This window comes from Lysinibacillus sp. DFXJR4, assembly GCF_057196045.1.
On the sequence record NZ_JBXUNW010000007.1, the window covers coordinates 54,710 to 72,222 of the forward strand.

The window sequence follows — 17,513 nt, forward strand, 5'->3', positions numbered from 1 at the left end:
AGGAATGACAGAGACGCTAAATTTAAAATGCGCGGTTCCACTCTGATTGAAGGCAAAGCCCTCCACTCTGGACGTCCTGTAACGGGAACGAATCGATAAAGCCTACTATTTGTTCAGCCCTATGCTCAAAGGTGCATTTCAGTTTTGCCTAGGCTCAGACCACTTTCAGCCGGTGATGGTCCTCTCTTTAGAGCATGCGCCACTTACTTCTCCTTATCAACGCTTTCTCAATGTAAATTCATTTTACAACGAACTAATAAATTGTCAATAAAATTCTATTTATTGTGCAAATTTTTCTACGCGGTCAATTGCTTTTTCTTTACCAATTAAACAAATGGCATTCGGAAGCTCTGGGCCATGTGTTTCTCCAGTAGTGACAACTCGAATTGGCATAAATAAATTTTTACCTTTATGACCTGTCGCTTTTTGCACGGCTTTAATAGCTGCTTTTACTGCATCTGGTGTAAATTCTTCTAACTCTTCAAGCTGTTTCTTAAATGCTGCCATGACCTCAGGTACTTGCTCACCTGCTAAAACAGCTTTTGCTTCTTCATCATATTCAATATGATCGTTAAAGAATAGGCTAGATAAATCTACTATTTCAGCACCAAAGCTCATTTGGTCATGATACAGTGCAATTAAATCTGTTGCCCATGCATGTTGTTCTGGAGTCAGCTCTTCTGGTAATAGGCCTGCTTTTTGTAAGTGTGGTAAAGATAATGCCACTACTTCTTCTAAAGATAACTTTTTAATGTATTGGTTGTTCATCCATGTAAGTTTTTGCTTATCAAACATAGACGGTGATTTTGATAGGCGTTTCTCATCAAAGATTTTAACAAATTCTTCCTTGGAGAAAATCTCTTCTTCCCCTTCTGGAGACCAGCCAAGTAATGCAAAGAAATTGAACATTGCCTCAGGAAGGTAGCCTAAATCTTTATATTGTGTTACGAATTGAATAATGGATTCATCACGTTTTGATAATTTTTTACGATTTTCATTAATGATTAATGTCATATGACCAAAGCGTGGATACTCCCAGCCAAATGCATCAAAAATCATCATTTGTTTTGGTGTGTTAGATAAATGCTCTTCACCACGGAAAACATGGGAGATTTCCATAAAGTGGTCATCAAGCACTACAGCATAGTTATAAGTTGGAATACCATTTGCTTTAACAATTACCCAGTCACCAATATCTTTTGATTCAAATGTAACTTGTCCACGCACTAAGTCCTCAAATTCATATGTTACATTTTCAGGTACGCGCATACGAATTGTATAGGATTCACCAGCAGCCTCTTTAGCAGCAACCTCCTCTGCTGATAAATGACGACAAGTCCCATCATATGTTGGAGCAGCTACTCCTCGTGCCTTTTGCTCTTCACGAGATGCTTCTAATTTCTCAGAAGAACAGAAGCATTTATAGGCTACACCCTTCTCTAAAAGCTTTTCCGCATGCTCTTTATAAATATCAAGACGCTCCATTTGACGATAAGGCGCATATGGTCCACCGATATCGATGGATTCATCGTATTCAATACCTAACCATTTTAGGTTATCTAGCTGAGATGCTTCTCCACCCTCTACATTACGCTCAATATCTGTATCCTCTATACGTACGATAAATTTACCGTTATGATGTTTTGCATATAAATAATTGAATAACGCTGTACGCGCTCCACCGATATGTAAGTAACCAGTAGGGGATGGCGCGTAACGAACACGAACTTCTTTCGCCATAATTAAAAGCCTCCTAAATTTTCGATCAAAAATTGACTTTGTTCATTTTACCACTCTGCTACAGGAAATAAAAGCGCTGATAGCCTGCTTTTACTTCTTAATCAATAGAATTGTTGCCATTGCAGCAATCCCTTCCTCACGACCAGTAAAACCTAATCGTTCAGTTGTTGTCGCCTTGACATTAACTTGTGACGGCTCTGCGTTCAACAATTCAGCAATACGATTTTGCATTTGCTCAATATATGGTGCCATTTTCGGTCGCTGTGCCATAATTGTACAATCAACATTCCCTAGAACATACCCTTTATCCTCAACAATTTTCCAGATATGCTCTAATAATTTTGCTGAGTCTGCATCCTTAAATGCGGGGTCTGTGTCTGGAAAATGCCGACCGATATCTCCTTCTCCAATAGCCCCTAATGCTGCATCTGTGACAGTATGTAATAAAACATCTGCATCAGAATGCCCTACTAACCCTTTTTCATGAGGAATTGTTATACCACCAATAATTAATGGACGTCCTTCTTCAAATGCATGTACGTCAAAACCTTGTCCAACTCGAAACATACGATACTACTACGTTCTTGCCGTAGCAGCATTCACCTACCTTTATGATTTTCTATTTATAGACAGTTTACCATATTTCCTAGGAAATGAGTGATTTCACAAAGCCATCAGATATTTGACTCTCACTACTCGCACATTCTTTGTTATCCTTACCTTAAGTCTAAAACAATAAGGCGGTGCAGAAATGAATATTAATACTTTTGAAAGTCAGTTTAGCAAAGTAATAGTACAACGTGGGTACGATTATTATATGAATCATCACGTCATTGATATTATGCAAATAGACAATACCAATTGGCAGGCAGAGGTTGAGGGAACTGAACCTTATACTGTAAATATTATTATCAAAGCAAACGGAGATATTACAGATGCAACTTGTGATTGTCCTTACGATGATGATTGCAAACATATAGTAGCTGTACTATACGCTATTCAGGAGGAATTTAACAATTCTCCTATATCAGTATCTAAATCATCTAAAGCACAAAAATCTACATTACAGCAATTACTAGCAGCACAAACAAAGGAAAATTTAATAAATTTAATTTTAACAGTTGGGAAGAACTCACCTAATTTTCTGCAAGAATTAGAAATACGACTAATGGAGCCAATAGATATATTAAAGGCCTCCAAAAAAATGATTACTCAGCATCTAAAAGCCGGTCAGGAGGGGCGAAGCGGCTTTATCCCACGTCATCGGGCATTAAAAGCACTTAAAGGTGTCCAAGCTACCCTTCAACACGCTGAGGAGCACATCGACATGGAGGATAATATTACAGCTATTGAGCTTAGTTTTCTGTGCCTCCAATATACATTAGAGGCACTACAATATGGGGATGACTCTGATGGCTATTTTGGCGATGCTATTCGTGAAAGTCTTGAATTAATAAGTCAGGCAATTGAAGAAGGGGTAAATCTTTGGTCAAAAAAGCAGTATAAATCTGTATTTGACCTAGTTATTCGAAAAGCAATGTTACCCGTATTAGGAGACTGGGTAGATTGTCGAATTCATTTGCTTCATGCCTGTATCCCTCTTTGTGAAGATGATGCGATTGAGGAGCAGTTTAAAGCCCTTATTCATTCACTTGAAAGTACATCAGATGATTGGCATGCACAATATCTAAATAAAGAGCTGAAGCTGATTGAACTTCACTTATTACAACACAAATACAGTAGCAATGAGGTAGAGGCATTTTTGGAGGGGCATATTGAGGACTACCATATGCGTGAACAAGTTATTCTATCTGCCATAAATCGCGGCGAATATGAAAAAGTATTACAATTAACAGCAGATGGATTAGAGCAAGATCAAGAACTTTCAGGAATCGTTAGCCTTTGGAGACGCTATGCCTTTAAGGCTCATCAGCATTTAGGACATACAGAGGATATGCGTCAATTGGCTTTACAACTATTGCTTGATGGGGAGTATGAATTTTATAAGAAATACAAAGCTCTACACTCCGTTGAACAATGGCCAGAAGTTTTAGAAGAATTATTAAATAACCTTACAAAATCTTATTTATACGAAAGGGTTATTGTTGAAGAACAGCAAACAAAACGTATTTTAGACTATTGCAAAGATTATCCCAAACGAATAGAAGACTATTATTCATTTATTAAAGAGCAGTACTATGAAGAAGTGTGTGCACTATTCATTGAGGCTATCACTGCAGATGCGCAATACGCCACTAATCGAAAAAAATATAAAGGCGTCTGTCGTTCTATCAATATCATGCGTAAGGCTGGTTATATGGTAGAAGCAGAACAATTGATTGTTGATTTACTGCAAACTTATCCAAAACGTCCAGCTTTAATAGAGGAATTAACTAATATTATGAAATAGTAACCCCGCCTCAAAAATACGAGCAAATTAAAATACCGTAGAGAAGTATCATTATCGATTTCTCTACGGTATTTTTCATAGCGGCTCTAATCGCCACCTATTCAACTATTTTGCATCCAAGGCACGTTTACGCAAGATCGCTTCTCCGAAAACTAGATCCTCTTTTGTCGTCATCTTTACATTTTCATAGCTACTCTCTACAATATGCACGGCATGTCCAAGACGTTCCACAAGCATGGCTTCATCAGTACCAAGAAAGCCAACCTTCTCTGCGACATCCTCCGCCTCTACGATTAAATCAAACTGAAAAGCTTGCGGAGTTTGAATCATCCATAAGCTATCACGATCAACCGTCTCCTCAATCACACCATCACGTACCTTTTTCATCGTATCCTTTGCACGGACACCAGCGATTGCAGCACCATATGTATGAGCACTTTGCACAAGATTCGCAATAATATCATGAGAGATAAAGGGACGAGCAGCATCATGTACAAGCACAATATCGACCTGCTCCATCTCCTTCATACACGAATGAACTGAATGCTGTCGTTCAGCACCGCCATCAGGTAAGCCCTTCACCTTTAAAATCCTATACTTCTCTAACATGGCTTGAATATAGGAACGCTCTTCTGGTTTTACTGCAAGCCAAATCCCTGTACATTTTGAATCCTGTTCAAAAACCTCCAGTGTGTGTATGAGAATGGGTTTTCCTAATAAATTTAAAAATAACTTATTTTGCCCCGCTCCCATTCGCTTACCGCTACCCGCTGCAGGTAATACTACCTCGTATTGCACATTTTTCACTTCCTAGTCATCCTTTGGTTTAGCAAAAATCATACGGCCCGCTGATGTTTGCAGTACACTTGTTACCGTAACCGTTATTGCCTGTCCGATATAGCTGCGTCCACCTTCAACCACAATCATTGTGCCATCGTCTAAATAAGCCACTCCTTGATTATGCTCTTTACCATCTTTAATAACCATCACTTGCATATCCTCACCCGGGATAACAACAGGCTTCACAGCATTAGCTAAATCATTGATGTTTAAGACTCTTACGTGGTGTAACTCGCATACTTTATTAAGATTGAAGTCATTCGTAACAATCTGTGTATCATTGCTCATTTTCTTTGCAAGACGCACTAATTTTAAGTCAACTTCCTGCACATCCTCAAAATCCTCTTCGGATATTTCCACCTTTGTCATTCGCTCATCTTGCAATTTTTTTAAAATATCTAAACCACGACGACCTCTTGTACGTTTTAAAGTATCAGAAGAATCTGCAATATGCTGAAGCTCTGTAAGAACAAATTGAGGAACCACTAATATACCTTCAATAAATCCTGTTTGAGAAATATCCGCAATACGCCCATCAATAATAACACTTGTATCCAGCAGCTTATAGCTCCCTTTTACTTCTTGGACATCTACACCATCTATTAGTTTTTTCTTTGTATTGCTCCCACGTAATGTAAAGAGTTGGATTAATTCATCGCGCTTCTTAAAGCCTACACGGAACCCTAAATAGCCAAGTACAAAGGACATGATAATTGGTAAAATCTCCGAAACGAATCCTAGCTGGACACTTTCTATGGCAAAGCCTAAGAAGTAAGCTACAATCAGTCCGATGATAAGTCCAAGCGTACCAAATAATAAGTCGCCAACAGGTACCTTAAATAGCACCTCTTCCAGCCAGCTAATGAGTCGCACAAAATAATCCGAAAACGCAAACGATAGTGTAAACAATAAAATTGCCCCTAAAGCTACTGATACATAGGGATTATCAAGCCAAGGATTAGAAGATAAATGAAGCAATTCGTATAATGGCGGTAAGAAAACAAAGCCTAACGCTCCCCCAATCAGTAAAAAGGCAATTTGAACAAATTTTTTCATAAGCTGTCACCTCCCATTCTTAACTATAATTATACATAGTTTACTGTAGAAAATCTTTCATGAGCCTAACAACCCCTGTTTCTTTTTAACGCCAGCAGCAACTCTATACAAAGGTGAAAATAAAGAGGTACTATTACTAGCTATAACGTTGTTAAAAGAGCCATCTTATTAGGGTGTTATGTAGGACGCTTAAACCCCTTTTTTAGTTCCGATTTTTATGCCTAGCATCTAAAAAATTATTGAAAGAGGAAAATGCATGTCAGAACCTTGTCCAACATGCACACTCCCTTTATAGCTCTCTAAAGCAAGCATTCAGTGCATCTTTAATGGTTTCTACTCCAACTATCTCAATACCTTGTGGAAAATCCCAGCCACCAATATTTGAAGCCGGAATGAATATCCGTTTAAATCCTAGCTTTGCCGCCTCTATTACACGTTGTTCAATACGGGAAACACGGCGCACCTCTCCCGTCAACCCTACTTCTCCAACAAAACAATCTGTAGCTCTAACTGCTTGATCCTTAAAGCTAGAGACAATGCTTGTCAACACCGCTAAATCAATGGCTGGTTCATCTAGCTTTACACCGCCAGCAACTTTAATATATGCATCCTGTGCCTGTAGCATGAGGCCCATTCTCTTTTCTAGAACAGCCATTAACAACTGTACACGGTTTTGATCAACACCTGTTGCCATACGCTTTGGATAGTTAAAGCTTGTAGGTGTTACGAGTGACTGAATTTCAACAAGAATTGGTCGTGTACCCTCCATAGAAGCCACAATGGTTGACCCCGCTGCCCCTTGTGAACGCTCCTGTAAAAAGAGCTCAGATGGATTTAATACTTCCTTTAAGCCCCCCTGAAGCATTTCAAATATAGCAATCTCATTTGTTGAGCCAAAACGGTTCTTTTGACTACGCAGAATACGGTGATTATGGTGTCGCTCCCCCTCAAAATACAGCACAGTATCTACCATATGCTCCAAAATACGTGGCCCTGCAATTTGACCCTCTTTTGTTACATGTCCAACTAAAAATATAGCGATTCCCTTCGTTTTAGCAATTCTCATTAACTCAGCCGTACACTCCCGCACCTGCGATACACTGCCAGGAGCACTTGTTACCTCGGGATGAAACACAGTTTGAATGGAATCGACAATAACAAATTTCGGTTGCACATCCTCAATTGTTTGATTTAGAAACTCTAAATTTGTTTCTGAATAGATATAAAGCTCCTGTGAAACCACCCCTAAACGCTCTGCACGTAGTTTCGTTTGGCGGATTGATTCCTCACCAGAAATGTAGAGCACACGATGTCCCTTATTTGAAAGTAAAGCAGACACTTGTAATAATAGCGTCGACTTCCCAATACCAGGGTCACCTCCTATAAGTACAAGAGAGCCCGGTACGATTCCCCCACCTAGCACTCGGTTAAGCTCACCCATTTCTGTTGTAATTCGAGACTCCTCGGCAGCCTCGATCTGCATAATAGGAAGAGCCTTTTGCGTAACTGTCGCAGAATGCTGGAAGGCTCCACGAGGTCCCTTTGCTACGACCTCTACTTCTTCGACCATCTTATTCCATTCCCCACAGCCCGGACATCTTCCCATCCATTTTGCAGATTCATAGCCACAGCCTGTGCATACAAATTTCGTTTTTTTCTTTGCCAAATCACATTCACCTCGAATATTTGTTCTTATTATCAATTGTACATAAAAAAGGACAGCTTGGCACTATAGCCTGCTGTCCTTTTGAGATGAAGCGTAGCTGTTAGAAATTAGTTAGATGCAGAAATGCCCTCTTTTTTCTTTACCACAAAGTCATCATTCACATAATCAATGACCACTTGATTGCCCTTCTCTACATTGCCTTTCAGTAATTCTTCTGATAAGCGGTCTTCCACTTGTTTTTGTAGTGCACGGCGTAGCGGGCGAGCGCCGTATTGAGGATCATAGCCCTCTTGCGCAATTTTCTCAAGCGCCGCATCTGTTAACTCTAACGAAATATCTTGTTCCTTTAGACGTTTTGTTAAAGCATTCGCCATCATGGAAACAATTTCTTTTAAGTGTTCTTTTTCTAATGAGTGGAACACAATCATCTCATCAATACGGTTTAAGAACTCTGGTCGGAATGCTTTTTTCAATTCCTCAAGCATTGTTCCCTTCATGTCTTTATGTTTCGATTCCGTACCACCAACATTGAAGCCTAAGTTTTTCTGGTATTTTAAAGCATCTGCCCCAACGTTTGATGTCATAATAACAACCGTGTTGCGGAAGTCCACTACACGACCTTTAGAATCAGTCAAACGACCATCTTCAAGCACTTGCAGTAGAATATTGAAAACATCTGGATGAGCTTTTTCAATCTCATCTAGTAATACAACTGAATATGGTTTACGACGAACCTTTTCTGTTAACTGGCCGCCATCATCAAAGCCTACATAGCCTGGAGGTGAACCAACTAGGCGCGACGTAGAATGTTTCTCCATATATTCAGACATATCAACTCGAATCATCGCATCCTCATCACCAAACATCACTTCAGCTAGTGCTCTTGCAAGCTCTGTTTTACCAACCCCTGTAGGCCCTAAGAAAATAAATGATCCAATTGGTCGTTTTGGATCTTTTAAGCCTGCTCTTGCACGGCGAATAGCACGGGAAATGGCCTCAACTGCCTCCCCTTGCCCTACCACTCGTTTGTGTAGCTCTTCCTCTAATTGTAATAGCTTAGAGGACTCTTCTGAGGCAATTTTTGATACAGGGATTCCAGTCCACATAGATACGACTGCTGCTACATCATCCACTGTAACTTTTGATTCAGATTTCCCTTGCTCTTCCTTCCAATTCTTTCTTGTCGTTTCAATTTCATCTTTTAGCTTTTGTTCGGTATCTCTTAATGAGGCTGCCTTTTCAAACTCTTGACCAGAAACTGCAGCATTCTTTTCAGAGCGCACATTTTCGAGCTTATCTTCAAGCGCTTTTAGATTTGGTGGAACTGCAAATGAACGTAAGCGTACTTTTGAGCCTGCTTCATCAATTAAGTCAATCGCTTTATCTGGTAAGAAACGGTCAGAAATATAGCGGTCACCCATTTTTGCGGCTGCCTCAATCGCTTCATCTGTAATTTTCACACGGTGATGTGCTTCATAGCGATCACGTAAGCCCTGGATAATTTGAATCGCTTCTTCAACTGTTGGCTCATCAACTTGTATTGGTTGGAAACGACGCTCTAAAGCCGCATCCTTTTCAATATATTTACGATATTCATCTAATGTTGTTGCACCGATACATTGAAGCTCACCACGTGCTAGAGAAGGTTTTAGAATATTTGATGCATCAATTGCCCCCTCTGCACCACCTGCGCCGATTAATGTATGCAATTCATCGATAAATAAAATAACATTTCCTGCTTGGCGAATCTCATCCATCACTTTTTTCAAGCGATCCTCAAATTCACCACGGTATTTTGTACCTGCTACAACTGTTCCCATATCAAGAGTCATGACGCGTTTATCACGAAGAATCTCTGGCACTTCATTATTAATAATTTGCTGTGCTAGACCTTCAGCAATAGCTGTTTTACCTACCCCTGGCTCACCAATTAATACAGGATTGTTTTTTGTACGACGAGATAAAACTTCAATGACACGTGTAATTTCTTTGCTTCGACCTATCACAGGGTCTAAAGAGCCTTCTCGAGCAATTTGTGTTAAGTCTCGCGCAAGGCTATCTAATGTAGGGGTATTGGCAGCCTGGGCAGCTTGTTGGCCAGATTGAGCATTATCATTATTTCCTAGTAGTAATAGCACTTGCTGACGTGCTTTATTTAAGCCGACACCAGCGTTATTTAATACACGAGCAGCCACACCTTCACCTTCACGAATAAGCGCTAATAGCAAATGCTCTGTACCGATATATGAATGACCTAGTTTGCGTGATTCATCAACTGATAGCTCAATGACTTTTTTCGCTCTAGGTGTGTAGTGGACAATCGGACCTACATCCTCTTTTCCTTTTCCAACTAACTCTTCGATACCTGCTTCAATTGTTTGAGGACTAATATCGATGGCCTCTAATGCTTTCGCAGCTATACCACCGCCTTCACGAATAAGCCCTAATAGAATATGCTCTGTTCCTATTGATTCGTGTTTCCAACGAATTGCCTCTTCCTGTGCAAGCTGTAATACTTTTTGTGCGCGTTGTGTAAAACGATTAAACATCATATGAATCCTCTCCTTTTTTTCCTATAATAGGCTTACTCATATTTTCACGAAATAATGCCTCACGAAGCATTTTCGCTCGTACGCGATCGCGCTCAGCAGGTGGTAAAACCTCTCCTGCATAGTGTTGTAAAAATCCTGGTTGCATACAGACAACACACTCGTTTAAAGTTGTCGCCTTAATGCCTTCTATCAACTGTAAATCTACCCCTAAACGAACATTGGACAAGCAGGTAGCTGCCTCTTCGCTCGTTAAAATTCGAGCATGCGTTAAAGTACCTAATGCACGGTATACTCGGTCTTCTAAAGCAAGCTCTGCTTTTTCCATTAGCCTACCTCTTGCATGTCGCTCCTTTTGAATAATTTTTTCGGCGACGCTTTGAATGTCAGCCAAAATATCCTCCTCTGTTTTACCCAGTGTTATTTGATTCGACACTTGGTAAACATTCCCTAAATTTTCGCTACCTTCCCCATATATCCCTCTTACTGTCATTCCTAGCCTTGTCATGGCATTAATAATTTGACTCATTTGAGCTGTTAATGTAAGGGCAGGTAGGTGCATCATAACGGAAGCTCGTAAACCAGTACCGATATTTGTTGGGCAACTTGTAAGATATCCAAAAGTATCACGAAATGCATAAGGTAAAGATTTTTCTAGGGCTCTATCAATTTTATTGGCCTGCTCATATGCCCTTTGCAGCTGAAAACTCGCTGTCATACATTGAATGCGTAAATGGTCTTCTTCATTCACCATAATACTAATTGATTCATCATCAGATAATAGCATGGAGCCAACCTGTTCTTTTTTAGCAAGCTGAGGGCTAATTAAATGCTTTTCTACAAGAATTTGACGCTGTAAGGATGTTAAATCCTTGACGGCAAAATATGAGTAATGATCTTGTAGCTTCGTGCTATCCTGAACAGCGTGTGTTACAGCCTGCTCTACCTGTAATGCCTCATTCTCTGTAAAGGACAGAGGAAAACGATAGCCATCTAAATTTCGTGCAAGACGGATACGTGTACTAATGACTATATCTGAATAATCGTCCTCCACGTTCATCCATGCTGGTGTAGCTCGTTCTAAAAACGATTCAATCATCACGACACATCACCACCTTCAAATTGTAGCTGTTTCTCCAATTCCTTTACTTCATCCCGCAGTTTCGCGGCCTCCTCAAACTGTTCCTCATCTATAGCTACTTTCATAAGTTTACGGATATCTTCTATTTGTTTTTTAATGACGTAAATATTGCTATGAGCGCCGGGCATCTTACCTATATGTTGAGGTCCTGCTTGTATTCGATTAAAGAGCTTTGGTAGGTGCTCGCTAAAGCTGTCATAGCAGCTAGGGCAACCGAATTTTCCTTCTTTTAAAAATCGTTTATACGTAAAGCCACATTGTGGACAAGTTTGTGGTTGTGGCTGCGCCTGTTGTTTTTCATCCACTTTTTGTTGTTGCCATGTCGGTGAGCCAAACCAATTCGATAATAGCTGTTGAATAGATACAGGCTCTTGTTTAAATTCTGCATGAAATGGATGGAACTGCGAGGCGCAGACGTCACAGTAATGATGCTCTACCTTTTGTCCATTTTGAACTTGTGTTACAGTTACCGTCGCATTACGCTGTTTGCAATGTTCGCAAATCATTTCCATCACCTCTCTATTTTTGCTGTTCATATTTGATTGTTGTTAGCATCGCTCTTAATATTCTTGCTCGAATGGTATCCCGTAATGGGAGTGGTAAATCCAGAGTGGAGCGATCAATTGCCGCTAACATTAACTTCGCTTCTCTCTTTGAAATTACCTGCTCATCGATAAGCCGATAAACTAAATCTTCTGCCATTGTTTGCGATGCCCCTCCCTCTATCTGCCTGAGGACATCGTCAATCAAATCGATTTGTGAATTCGCGCGGACACGTAAAATTCGTATGTATCCACCACCACCACGTTTGCTTTCAACAAGATAACCTCGTTCGGCAGTAAATCTAGTATTGATCACATAATTTATTTGTGAGGGCACACATTGGAATTTATCAGCTATTTCACTGCGCTTAATTTCAATATGCCCTTCTCCACCTAATTCAAGTACTTGCTTCAAGTAGCCTTCTATGATGTCTGATATATTACGCATTAGGAATACACCTCGCTTACTTCACTGACTTTGACTATCTTTGACTTTCTTTGAGTATATTATACAAAACGCTTGAAAATAATTGCAATGATTTCGCCTATAGAAAAATTAATAGCAACCATTTTTTCATTCAAACGCTTGAAAAATCGCTATTCATGCTAGATATCTTAACGGTCGTATGTCTAATGTACCCTTTTTCGTGATGAAAAAAACGCAAGCATATGCAATTAGCATATACTTGCGTCGATAAAAATTATACCCAGCGACCAACAATTGGGTAATGCCATGGTTCATCAGATAAAGCCTTTACAATTCCAATAATCGGTACGACAAACAACATAATACCGAAAATAATTAGGAATGGTAAACCAACGAGTACAAAACTTAGTACCACAGAAATTGCAATTAAAACACCCATTATAATTTGGAACAGTAGTGCTTGAATGGAAATAGCTTTTACTTCCTCATCAGAACTAATTAAGAAAAATAAAATTGGTACTAACCATGGCGCAAAAAACGGACTTGCGTGTATGATTACCTTAGACCATTTAGCTTCCATTTATATCAACCCTTCTTTTTTAAATTTTCCTTTGTTTTATGTACTACTATTTACGGAACTATACCCTGAATAGTTTCATTGTATGTTGTATTTTTAAAAAATTCTTTGGGAAAGGCATGTGAGACACTATGGAATTTAATAACACACTAGCAAACGAATACGAAAAGGGTATTCGTCGAACATTACCTAGTTACGATGCCATGCTACGGTTAACACAAACCTTTTATCAATACACACTATCTGAGAAAGCTGAATTGCTAATAGTTGGCTCTGGGAGCGGCAATGAAATTTTACAACTTGCAGAGCATAAACCAACTTGGTCATTTGTGGGCATCGATCCTTCTGAGGCCATGTTACATGTAGCGGAGGAACGATTAAAATCTTTGCCTAATCAAATTTCATTATACCAGGGAACTATGCTGGATACGAAGTTACCCTCTGGAGAGTTTGATGCAGCTAGCTGTATTTTAGTGCTGCATTTTATCAATGGGACTCAAGAAAAGCTTGCAACATTGAAAGAAATAGCAAATAATTTAAAGCCTGGTGCACCATTTGTTCTTGTTTCAAAATATGGGCAGCCTGGCTCTTTAGAGACCGAACTACAATTTGATTTATGGCGGGCCTATTGGCTGCAGCATACAAAGCTATCTTCCTTAGAGGTAGCTGATATGGAAAAATCCATACGCTCCCTTTCTTTTATGCCTGAGGAGGATATTTTAACACTACTTCAAGAGGCAGGATTTACAAAACCATCCAGATTTTTTGCCACTACTTTATTTGGTGGATGGATATGCTATAAGGAAATCTAAAAATAATTTTGCCTTGGCGTAATTGTAGCTGCCACTTTGCTTTCGATGAAGATAAATGTATTACTCTATGAGGACGATTATTCCTAGAAAATTAAAATCAACAGAATTGGGGTGAACGCTGTGATACGCACAATCGGGATTACGAAGGATCAACAACTCATAAAGGGTTTTCCTATCGAGGAAATAAACAATAATCATTTTGAATGGTATTGGGTCGATTTTGATTGCCCTACTACTGAAGAAGAGCTGCTATTGGATACGTTTTTTCATTTTCACCCACTTGCTATAGAAGACTGCTTATTGCGTTTACAGCGACCAAAGCTCGATTTTTATGATGATTTCCATTTCTTTGTTATTCATAGAGTGAATGAAGAATTAGCAGCAGAGGAAGTTAATATTTTTGTTTCCAATAAATTTATTGTAACCTTTCATAAAAATACTGCTCCCGAAATCGATAGAGTGCAGAATATGCTAGAAAAGCAACCGAAAAATTGGGAACGTGGTACAGTGTATTTAACCTATCAGGTAATCGATAAAATCGTTGACAATTACTTCCCACTTGTCTATAAAATTGAGGATCATTTGAATGCACTAGAAGATGAATTAAACTATCAAAGTAATCTAAATGCCATGAAAATCGTATTCGAATTTCGTAGTGACTTACTTGATTTACGGCGCACAATTCTACCAATGCGCGATTTATTATATCGGATTCTTAATTCATATCGATTCTCACTAAATAAATCAGAACGAGCTTATTTCGGAGATATTTATGATCACTTGCTAAAGCTAACAGAAATGGTGGAATCCAACCGTGAGCTGACGGCCGATATGCGCGACAGCTATATGGCAATGAGCTCCAGTCGTATGAATGGCATTATGATGACCTTAACCATCGTGTCAACAATCTTTATTCCATTAACCTTTATTGCAGGTGTATATGGGATGAACTTTGACAATATGCCTGAGCTTCATGGCAAATACAGCTACTTTATCGTCCTAGCTATTATGATACTTATTGTGATCTTTATGCTGGCGGTCTTTAAATGGAAGGGCTGGTTCAAATTATTTAAACCTTAATCAATTTCGCCTTGGCGTAATTGCGTCCGGATTTTGAATTGTGCCCTCACAATTCATTCCTTTTAAAATCCGTGACATCCGCCGGGGGCTTTATCTTCATTCAGTAGGTGTTTGCACACCCACTGAAAAGGAACCTAAACCGCATTCTTCTCATCACCTGTAGAGGTGGGAGTCTTCTGCTGAATGAAGATAAATATAGAATAGGCATCTTAGAAGGTTATCTAGGATGCCTGCTCTACATTAATAGGGTCCACGATCATCAATTTTGTTTTCCCCTTGCTGTGGGAATAAAAAGTATGCAAGTACACCAGAAACTAATGTTGCACAAATAGTAATTAACAACTGCTCCACGTCTGGCACTTCAGCATAATAGTTACGTAGCATATAAACCGAACCGATTGCGACAATTACCATCACGGGTATGACAAACTTGAAACGTTTCTTCTCCATTTAAATAATACCTCCTCATTCTTTTTACGCTCAATTATTACTTTCTAAACAGTTCGTATTTTACAGGTTTCCCATTTTAAATACAAACCACCTGGGATACTTTCAATCGTCTATTTCATGACATTTAAACAATAGTCATTAAAAAAATAATAGAAATAAATGAAAATTTTAACCAAATATACGACAAAAAATAGTAGAATAGATTAAATACCATATATTTCGCAAACTTACAAACGTAGCAATTCCAACATAAGGATAAATAGTTTAAGTTTACTATAAATTTATATACTTAAAATGGATTTATAAAGAATGGAGCAAACAACAATGAGTTGGTTTACAAAAAAGAACGATTCAAGCTACTCAATTACAATAGCACCTGAAAACTATAAAAAAAATGTACAGTTGGATATCTCTAACCATCCAAAACTTCAAAAACAATTACAACTTTTAAATTTAACGGTTGAGGATTTAGCCATTATTAAACAGTTACAGCCTTTAGCAAAGGATTTAATCCCTGAAATGGTTGATCAATTCTATGCAGCCATTAGCTTAAGTCAAGATTTATTAGATATTATTAATAGAACTTCACAGATTGATCGTTTAAAGGTTACTTTACATAAGCACCTTAGTGATATTTTTGAAAGCCGTATCAACGACTCCTATATTGACGAACGAAAGGCAATTGCAGAAACCCACGTTCGAATCGGTCTTCAATCAAAATGGTATATCGCCTCATTTCAGTCTTTAACTTCAACATTTACAAGCTTTGCTAACAAATTAGATATTTCAAAGCATGATGCGATTCTTGCTATCAATGCCTTCTGTAAAATTATTAACTTTGAGCAACAGCTTGTCATTGAAGCCTACGAAAAAGAGGAAGAACGTATACGCACAGCAGCAGATGAAACAAAGCATGCACTTGTGACAACTATTCAAAGCACAGCTGAGGAGCTGAACGCTATTAGTGATGAAACAGCGGCTTCCCTATTAGTTATCTCCTCTCAAACAGATGATATTGCGGTAGCCACTAAGCAAGGTTTAAGCTTTGTTGCTGATACGAAGGAAAAATCTAGACGTGGCCAACAGCAGTTACAAGAGCAAAACGATTTAATACAAATTATTTTACAAAGTGTAAATGGTCTTGAGGTCACAATGAATCAGTTACGCACCTCCTCTCAAAAGATTTCCGAGATTGTTGGACTAGTAACAGGTATTGCAGATCAAACAAATCTATTAGCATTGAATGCATCTATTGAGGCAGCTCGCGCTGGGGAGCATGGTAAAGGCTTTGCTGTTGTAGCAGAGGAAGTACGAAAGCTTGCTGAAGAGACAAAAAATGCTGTACAAAATGTTTCTCATCTCATTAAAGAAACGGAAAGTAATATTACAACCATGTCGAATTCTGTTATTAATGTGGATCAAAAAATTCAACATAGTGTAGACACGCAAAATAGCTTATCCAAATCATTTAATGATATCGCTGAAGCTGTCTCTGGTATTCAGCAGCAATATGTCAATACATCAAGAGATATTTCTGCCATTTCAAATTTAATTACTGAGCTCTCTCAAGGTGCCACACTTGTTTCCTCTTCTTCTGACTCGCTTATTAATGTGGTGAATGAATTAAACATGTGAAACGTAAAAAGGGAAATTGACAGGTTGTCAATCTCCCTTTTCTTTAATGTGGTAATGAACGTTTTTGTTTACGATGCTCTCGTCGAGCTGGTCCTGTTTCAAAAAGACGTTTTTCTTCATCTGTCTCAGGGTAGATTGCCGGAACTGGCTTAGGCTTCCCATCATCATCTACTGCAACCATCGTTACAAATGATTCGGTCGTTAATTTCTCCTCACCCGTTTCAATGTTTCTGGAAGTAACTCGAACATAGACCTCCATTGAAGAACGGCCCGTTGATGAAACAATACTTTCAATTTCTAAAATATCTCCTACATGGGCGGCTGATAAAAAGTCAACAGAATCAATAGAAGCTGTCACTACATGTCCTTTAGCATGCTTCATTGCAGTAACAGCAGCAATTTCATCAATATAGGCTAACACTCTTCCACCGAAAATGGAGTTGTGGTTATTGGTATCTGGCGGTAACACGAGACGCGTTTGAACAGTACGTGACTGACTCATTGGCATAGCGTTGTTTGTCATAATTTTTGCAACTTCCCTTCATGAATGTTCTTTCGTCATCGTAACGCAGAAAAGAAGTTGATGCA

At 38.9% G+C, this 17,513-nt stretch carries 16 protein-coding genes and 1 other annotated feature; of the genes, 4 read left to right on the plus strand and 12 right to left on the minus strand.

The window, feature by feature from the left end:
• Positions 1 to 6 precede the first annotated feature (6 nt).
• Positions 7 to 229, minus strand: a binding site (T-box leader).
• A gap of 50 nt (positions 230 to 279) precedes the next feature.
• Positions 280 to 1,740, minus strand: a complete 1,461-nt coding sequence (gene gltX, locus AC2CGN_RS15380) for a glutamate--tRNA ligase (protein WP_484514736.1) — start codon at positions 1,738 to 1,740, stop codon at positions 280 to 282.
• Between the two features lie 90 nt (positions 1,741 to 1,830).
• The gene (ispF, locus tag AC2CGN_RS15385; protein ID WP_286925548.1) at positions 1,831 to 2,307 is read right to left on the minus strand and encodes a 2-C-methyl-D-erythritol 2,4-cyclodiphosphate synthase; all 477 of its coding nucleotides are present in this window, start codon (positions 2,305 to 2,307) and stop codon (positions 1,831 to 1,833) included.
• A 184-nt stretch (positions 2,308 to 2,491) separates the two neighbouring features.
• On the opposite strand from ispF, the gene AC2CGN_RS15390 reads away from it, so the two are divergent.
• The gene (locus tag AC2CGN_RS15390; RefSeq protein ID WP_484514739.1) at positions 2,492 to 4,150 is read left to right on the plus strand and encodes an SWIM zinc finger family protein; all 1,659 of its coding nucleotides are present in this window, start codon (positions 2,492 to 2,494) and stop codon (positions 4,148 to 4,150) included.
• 105 nt (positions 4,151 to 4,255) lie between these two features.
• Here the strand turns inward: AC2CGN_RS15390 and ispD are convergent, their stop codons facing one another.
• The 8 genes from ispD to AC2CGN_RS15430 form a co-directional block, all read right to left on the minus strand.
• On the minus strand, positions 4,256 to 4,948 hold the full coding sequence (ispD, locus tag AC2CGN_RS15395; RefSeq protein ID WP_286925685.1) for a 2-C-methyl-D-erythritol 4-phosphate cytidylyltransferase: 693 nt from the start codon (positions 4,946 to 4,948) through the stop codon (positions 4,256 to 4,258).
• Between the two features lie 12 nt (positions 4,949 to 4,960).
• The gene (locus AC2CGN_RS15400; RefSeq protein WP_484514741.1) at positions 4,961 to 6,046 is read right to left on the minus strand and encodes a PIN/TRAM domain-containing protein; all 1,086 of its coding nucleotides are present in this window, start codon (positions 6,044 to 6,046) and stop codon (positions 4,961 to 4,963) included.
• A gap of 289 nt (positions 6,047 to 6,335) precedes the next feature.
• On the minus strand, positions 6,336 to 7,712 hold the full coding sequence (gene radA, locus AC2CGN_RS15405) for a DNA repair protein RadA (RefSeq protein WP_286925544.1): 1,377 nt from the start codon (positions 7,710 to 7,712) through the stop codon (positions 6,336 to 6,338).
• A 107-nt stretch (positions 7,713 to 7,819) separates the two neighbouring features.
• A complete protein-coding gene (locus AC2CGN_RS15410; RefSeq protein WP_286925543.1) occupies positions 7,820 to 10,264 on the minus strand; it encodes an ATP-dependent Clp protease ATP-binding subunit in 2,445 nt (814 codons plus the stop codon).
• The gene (gene mcsB, locus AC2CGN_RS15415; protein ID WP_484514744.1) at positions 10,254 to 11,363 is read right to left on the minus strand and encodes a protein-arginine kinase McsB; all 1,110 of its coding nucleotides are present in this window, start codon (positions 11,361 to 11,363) and stop codon (positions 10,254 to 10,256) included. The genes AC2CGN_RS15410 and mcsB overlap by 11 nt, the downstream gene beginning before the upstream one ends.
• Positions 11,360 to 11,908 (minus strand): UvrB/UvrC motif-containing protein, encoded by a 549-nt coding sequence (locus AC2CGN_RS15420; protein ID WP_286925541.1) that lies wholly within the window; start codon positions 11,906 to 11,908, stop codon positions 11,360 to 11,362. The genes mcsB and AC2CGN_RS15420 overlap by 4 nt, the downstream gene beginning before the upstream one ends.
• 13 nt (positions 11,909 to 11,921) lie before the next feature.
• Entirely contained in the window at positions 11,922 to 12,392 is a 471-nt protein-coding gene (locus AC2CGN_RS15425; protein WP_283870093.1) for a CtsR family transcriptional regulator, read from the minus strand.
• A gap of 253 nt (positions 12,393 to 12,645) precedes the next feature.
• Entirely contained in the window at positions 12,646 to 12,951 is a 306-nt protein-coding gene (locus AC2CGN_RS15430; protein WP_286925539.1) for a DUF4870 domain-containing protein, read from the minus strand.
• 128 nt (positions 12,952 to 13,079) lie between these two features.
• On the opposite strand from AC2CGN_RS15430, the gene AC2CGN_RS15435 reads away from it, so the two are divergent.
• Both AC2CGN_RS15435 and corA read left to right on the plus strand, forming a co-directional pair.
• The gene (locus AC2CGN_RS15435; RefSeq protein ID WP_484514747.1) at positions 13,080 to 13,760 is read left to right on the plus strand and encodes a class I SAM-dependent methyltransferase; all 681 of its coding nucleotides are present in this window, start codon (positions 13,080 to 13,082) and stop codon (positions 13,758 to 13,760) included.
• Positions 13,761 to 13,880: 120 nt separating this feature from the next.
• A complete protein-coding gene (gene corA, locus AC2CGN_RS15440) occupies positions 13,881 to 14,840 on the plus strand; it encodes a magnesium/cobalt transporter CorA (protein WP_286925537.1) in 960 nt (319 codons plus the stop codon).
• Between the two features lie 240 nt (positions 14,841 to 15,080).
• On the opposite strand, the gene AC2CGN_RS15445 is transcribed toward corA, so the two are convergent.
• Positions 15,081 to 15,290, minus strand: coding sequence for a hypothetical protein (locus AC2CGN_RS15445; RefSeq protein ID WP_054771408.1), 210 nt, complete (start codon positions 15,288 to 15,290; stop codon positions 15,081 to 15,083).
• Between the two features lie 324 nt (positions 15,291 to 15,614).
• Here AC2CGN_RS15445 and AC2CGN_RS15450 point away from each other — a divergent pair, with 324 nt between their 5' ends.
• Positions 15,615 to 16,925 (plus strand): protoglobin domain-containing protein, encoded by a 1,311-nt coding sequence (locus tag AC2CGN_RS15450; protein WP_429983480.1) that lies wholly within the window; start codon positions 15,615 to 15,617, stop codon positions 16,923 to 16,925.
• A 43-nt stretch (positions 16,926 to 16,968) separates the two neighbouring features.
• Here AC2CGN_RS15450 and AC2CGN_RS15455 read toward each other — a convergent pair whose 3' ends face one another.
• Positions 16,969 to 17,448 carry an acyl-CoA thioesterase gene (locus AC2CGN_RS15455; RefSeq protein ID WP_054771407.1) on the minus strand — a complete coding sequence of 160 codons (480 nt, stop codon included), beginning with the start codon at positions 17,446 to 17,448 and terminating at the stop codon, positions 16,969 to 16,971.
• Positions 17,449 to 17,513 lie beyond the last annotated feature (65 nt).

What these genes read in the sequence shown, in the direction of transcription:
- gltX (WP_484514736.1), bottom strand. Translation starts at nt 1,740, where the DNA reads ATGGCGAAAGAAGTTCGTGTTCGTTACGCGCCATCCCCTACTGGTTAC.
- ispF (WP_286925548.1), bottom strand. Translation starts at nt 2,307, where the DNA reads ATGTTTCGAGTTGGACAAGGTTTTGACGTACATGCATTTGAAGAAGGA.
- AC2CGN_RS15390 (WP_484514739.1), top strand. Translation starts at nt 2,492, where the DNA reads ATGAATATTAATACTTTTGAAAGTCAGTTTAGCAAAGTAATAGTACAA.
- AC2CGN_RS15400 (WP_484514741.1), bottom strand. Translation starts at nt 6,046, where the DNA reads ATGAAAAAATTTGTTCAAATTGCCTTTTTACTGATTGGGGGAGCGTTA.
- AC2CGN_RS15410 (WP_286925543.1), bottom strand. Translation starts at nt 10,264, where the DNA reads ATGATGTTTAATCGTTTTACACAACGCGCACAAAAAGTATTACAGCTT.
- AC2CGN_RS15420 (WP_286925541.1), bottom strand. Translation starts at nt 11,908, where the DNA reads ATGATTTGCGAACATTGCAAACAGCGTAATGCGACGGTAACTGTAACA.
- AC2CGN_RS15425 (WP_283870093.1), bottom strand. Translation starts at nt 12,392, where the DNA reads ATGCGTAATATATCAGACATCATAGAAGGCTACTTGAAGCAAGTACTT.
- AC2CGN_RS15430 (WP_286925539.1), bottom strand. Translation starts at nt 12,951, where the DNA reads ATGGAAGCTAAATGGTCTAAGGTAATCATACACGCAAGTCCGTTTTTT.
- AC2CGN_RS15435 (WP_484514747.1), top strand. Translation starts at nt 13,080, where the DNA reads ATGGAATTTAATAACACACTAGCAAACGAATACGAAAAGGGTATTCGT.
- AC2CGN_RS15445 (WP_054771408.1), bottom strand. Translation starts at nt 15,290, where the DNA reads ATGGAGAAGAAACGTTTCAAGTTTGTCATACCCGTGATGGTAATTGTC.
- AC2CGN_RS15450 (WP_429983480.1), top strand. Translation starts at nt 15,615, where the DNA reads ATGAGTTGGTTTACAAAAAAGAACGATTCAAGCTACTCAATTACAATA.
- AC2CGN_RS15455 (WP_054771407.1), bottom strand. Translation starts at nt 17,448, where the DNA reads ATGACAAACAACGCTATGCCAATGAGTCAGTCACGTACTGTTCAAACG.